Source organism: Anaerosporobacter sp., from assembly GCF_031551385.1.
GTDB lineage: Bacteria > Bacillota > Clostridia > Lachnospirales > Lachnospiraceae > Anaerosporobacter.
In genome coordinates, this window is sequence record NZ_JAVBNS010000126.1 from 1 (window position 1) to 4,233 (window position 4,233).

4 protein-coding genes and 1 pseudogene are annotated in these 4,233 nt (G+C 34.4%); 1 reads left to right on the plus strand and 4 read right to left on the minus strand.

The genetic code is table 11. The features are described from left to right. Positions 1–973: phosphoadenosine phosphosulfate reductase family protein (locus RMR19_RS10750; protein ID WP_310603491.1), on the plus strand; the 973-nt coding region annotated here is incomplete at its 5' end. An 892-nt stretch (positions 974–1,865) separates the two neighbouring features. Here RMR19_RS10750 and RMR19_RS10755 read toward each other — a convergent pair. From RMR19_RS10755 to RMR19_RS10770, 4 genes and pseudogenes are all read right to left on the minus strand, one after another. After that, positions 1,866–2,762, minus strand: a complete 897-nt coding sequence (locus RMR19_RS10755) for a nucleotidyl transferase AbiEii/AbiGii toxin family protein (protein ID WP_310603492.1) — start codon at positions 2,760–2,762, stop codon at positions 1,866–1,868. Further along, positions 2,762–3,361 (minus strand): type IV toxin-antitoxin system AbiEi family antitoxin domain-containing protein, encoded by a 600-nt coding sequence (locus tag RMR19_RS10760; RefSeq protein ID WP_310603493.1) that lies wholly within the window; start codon positions 3,359–3,361, stop codon positions 2,762–2,764. Before RMR19_RS10760 ends, RMR19_RS10755 begins: the two co-directional genes overlap by 1 nt. A gap of 229 nt (positions 3,362–3,590) precedes the next feature. Then, positions 3,591–3,716: pseudogene (locus RMR19_RS10765) on the minus strand (sporulation transcriptional regulator SpoIIID); the annotation flags it as partial. A 100-nt stretch (positions 3,717–3,816) separates the two neighbouring features. Continuing rightward, on the minus strand, positions 3,817–4,233 hold a 417-nt coding region (locus tag RMR19_RS10770), incomplete at its 5' end, for a phage tail sheath family protein (RefSeq protein WP_310603494.1).

Genomic DNA, 4,233 nt, shown 5'->3' on the forward strand with positions numbered 1-4,233 from the left:
TAATAAAAATAACATATTTTCAAATGATTCTCGATTTTGTAATAAATGTGGATCTGAAAGAAAGGAGTTTATATTAGGAAGGAGATTTGTTCTCTATTCTTTGCGTTCACTCCCTCTAGAATATAAAGTATCGAAAACAAAGCGCATGATTCAAGATGCCTTTGATGAATTCGGCAAAGATAAGGTGTATGTTTCTTATTCTGGTGGAAAAGACTCTACCGTGCTGTCCCACATTGCAAAACAAATATTTCCAGATATTTTACATTTATTTGCAAATACAACAAACGAATACCCCGAAACCATCCAACACGTAAAATGGGAAAAAGAACACAATGGTACTAACATAATCACGGTTCTTCCAATTGATAGTAAAGGTAAAATATGGACATTCAAAGATGTCGTAGAACATTATGGTTACCCTATGTTTTCAAAACGGATTTCTAATGCAATCCGTACTTATCGAAATGCAAAATCTTCACAAACAAAGCAAAATTCAATTGACTACATAAACCGGAATTTCAAGAAATATGATAAATATAAAGAAATGAACATTTCAGATAGATGCTGCGATAAGCTAAAAAAAGAGCCACTCAAAAGAAAGGCAAAGGCGTTAGGATTAGAATGTGCAATAATCGGAATTTTAGCATCTGAAAGTCGCCAAAGGGAAAGCGAATGGTTAAATTATGGATGCAATGTTTTTCACGTAAGAAAAGATAATCAATGTAGACCTCTTTCATTTTGGGCTGATAAAGATATTAATGAATATATTCAAATCAACAACATAAAAATTTCTTCTTTATATGAAAAGGGTTATACGAGAAATGGATGCATGTATTGTGGATTTGGAGTACATCTAGAAGATGATGAACTGAATCGTTACCAAAAGCTTAAGAATACCCATCCTATACAGTATGCATACTTAATAGATAATTTTAATTATTTGCTTATTGAATTTGATATTGCTTTCGCCTAAACTAAATGAGGTGATTTCATAATTCATTTTCAATCTTTGTGGGTAATTTTTGAAAACAGGGCGCACTTCACCAACTCTTTCTCAGATCACTGTTAATTGGCGCTGACTGAAATATGACACCTTCATTTCACATGTTAATCATCTTATGCTACTTTGAATTTTTCCTTGTTAGCTACATCTGATAATCTAGATGCAAAAAGGACAATACAAGATATATCCATAATGATTTTTGCCCTAGCCTTTTTTTTCAATATAGATATTATCAAGGATGCAATTATCCTTCAAAGTACCAAACGTGCACTTCACGCTGGTTCGGTGATTGCCTAGCTTTTCAAATAATTTTGTTTCACACAGTGGAGCTGTTATATCATTATTAGTCCCTGATTTATATCCTTAATTTTCCCCTAAAATCACCCCACACCTTCTCACCATTGTGTTATCATCAAACTAGTACAAAGCAAAATAGGTTATTCCCTTGAAATAAAATATCGTATAATATCAAGAGGAGGGAGGGTGCCGACATAATCCTGGACCAAATAGAAGGTTTCCCAGCTACACATCCTCAAGAATAAACGAAGCTTGCAATTGATACATATATTAAGTGTAAAATTTACGTTCAACCATTAGGACTATTGATTATCCAAATTCAAGGGCGAAGCCTATATTCTAGACATTTCTAATCTCACCTCTATTAATCCGTTCCCCTATTCTATTCTCAAAACATGCAAAAGGCCCCCTCGGGAGCCTCTTTAGATTACAGTCCTCTCAGGTTTCTGTAATACGTTCACAAACAATATCATACACATTGCAGAAAATTATGTCAACGTGGTTCTCTTTAGAAATATGAAACACATATATCAAATTCCTTAACAAATATTGGAAAAATCCTTCATTAAACCCATACTTGCCCCTTACACTCCCACTTCTTTTGCCACTCATCCTCATTCACAATTGCTTCAAATAATGGCTCAAGAAACTTTTCTATTTCTGCTATTACAATACCAAAATCCAGCATGTCATTCTTAATCGTCTTTAAAAAATACCTCCACTTAATCTGCATGTCAGAATCCTCTGCGAGCATAACCAGACGTTTAAAACTATTTTGCTCATATGGTGTTCCTCTATTTTGTAATGTCTCATAGATTGCTGTTTGTAGCTTTGCTCCATCAAAATCAAATGTTTTAGCAAGGTAATAAATATCATAAAAATCCTTCATTCTTCCTGTCAGTTCATATCTCTGGATGATGGCATCAAATTTTTCAGCGATTGTACTTTCTATAGAATATGTATATATTTCAGGCACTTCAAAGTCTGAAAGTTGGGTACTTATCTTTCTTAATGATGAGTTAGGTACTATAATATCCCCAACACCTATATCAATATTAAAGGGAATCCTTATATTCTTGATTTGTCCGATTATCTGCGTGCTAATTCCATTATACTTACGCTGAGGTGAAATCATTTCGAATCCGTTTGTACGCATTTCAATAAAATCATTACCAGTTTGAACAGTTAGTATTTCTTCAATCATCTTCTTTACTTCCTCAATGGAATTGGATTGATATCTAAGCAGAAAATCCACATCTATTGTTGCCCTACCTTCAAAATTAGTAAGCGTATAGATAAACAAGCCTCCTTTGAGAACAAGATTTGAAGTATAGTTCGATTTTGATAACTTACGCAAAAACTCTTCCTGCATAAAAAGCTGTAAGCATTGCTGATAACTAATTCCCGATGCTTTCGCCTTATTTTTTAACTTTGCTAATACCGATGCCGCTATATCCGCCATTACAACCACACTCCTATCAAATCTCTTACCTTCTTTTGTACTCTAAGCTCCTTAGCGTACATCATTAGGTTAGGAATATTCTTTTTAGAATCTCTCACATAATTCTGTATTGCCTTGTTAAATAACTCTTTATCCATCCTATTCATGTTCTTTAAGCAATCGCAAATGGTTCGCTCTCTATCATAAATGCGTACCTCTATATCATCTATACTCCCAACTGTTTCTCCAATTGGCATAAGGTATGCCTCTGTACGATATACCTTTATAAATGGGTAGTCTATTTTCACTCGTTGTTTTGCAATATTTCTCTCCACAGCTAAATGCCACTCTACTGGATTTCTATCACTATACCCATAATACAATAGTGCAGTGTCCATACATAGGATAGCATCCGGGAAAAGACTATTAATAATTATTACCTCGCTATGATTCGATTGGTCTACCCAGTGGTAATATCCTCGTCGAATCTTTTCGATATCACCATCGTTCAATAGCCTTTGAATATCTACATAATGTATCTTTTCTGATGATAGCTGGGATGTTCTAAGTACATTATTGTATCGAATAAAAATTTCTCTGATTTCTTCTTTTCTTTTCATTTTTCACCTTTTATTAAACCAATTATTATCAAATCAATCTGTGGGCGATTTAATATAATTATAATAAGTTTTTTCTCAAAAGTAAATAGCAGTTAGCGCAATTATTTCTGCACCAACCGCCAATTTATGATAATCTATCACATTCACATTAATTGAAATTTATTACGACATTTATTACGACATCGATATCCCATCCCTTATTCAACCCTAACCCAAAACCGTTCTATTTTGTTACTACCATATGTACCGTGCTTTTACTCACCCCAAATGCTTTTGCAGTCTGTCTTACTGTTGCATTGTAATCAATAATATAATTAGCAATGCTAATGGCACGCTCTTCAATATAATCTTTCAAAAGAAATCCCCTCAGAATACTTTTTTACATTGTATGAAGTATTCGAAGGGGTTATGACTGTTTGGCTAAGGAATATTAATTCACGGTACGAGTAAAGCTTTTACCCCAGCTTTTCCGTCCTTTGCTCAATCCTAAAAATCATAAACTCAGCCGGCTTAACTGTTGCAACACCGATAACACATATCATTCTTCCCTCTTTAATATCATCTGGGGTCATGGTGCTGCTGCCAATATTAATAAAAAAAGCTTCCTCCATCCTAGATCCTACAAGTGCGCCGTTACGCCACAAGTTCATTAAGAACACTCTAATTGTTCCCTCTACTCTTGACCAAAGCGTAGCATCATTAGGCTCAAATGCTACCCAACTGGTGTTTACCTTAATAGATTCTTCAATAAATATAAAGAGTCTTCTAACATTTATATATCTCCAGTTGTTGTCACTAGAACAGGTTCTCGCTCCCCATACTCTGATACCTTGGCCTGCAAATGCGCGAATCAAATTAATTCCTGAGGGATT

Excerpts from the sequence above, each read along its gene's own strand:
- RMR19_RS10760 (WP_310603493.1), bottom strand. The coding sequence starts at position 3,361 with ATGAAAAGAAAAGAAGAAATCAGAGAAATTTTTATTCGATACAATAAT.
- RMR19_RS10755 (WP_310603492.1), bottom strand. The coding sequence starts at position 2,762 with ATGGCGGATATAGCGGCATCGGTATTAGCAAAGTTAAAAAATAAGGCG.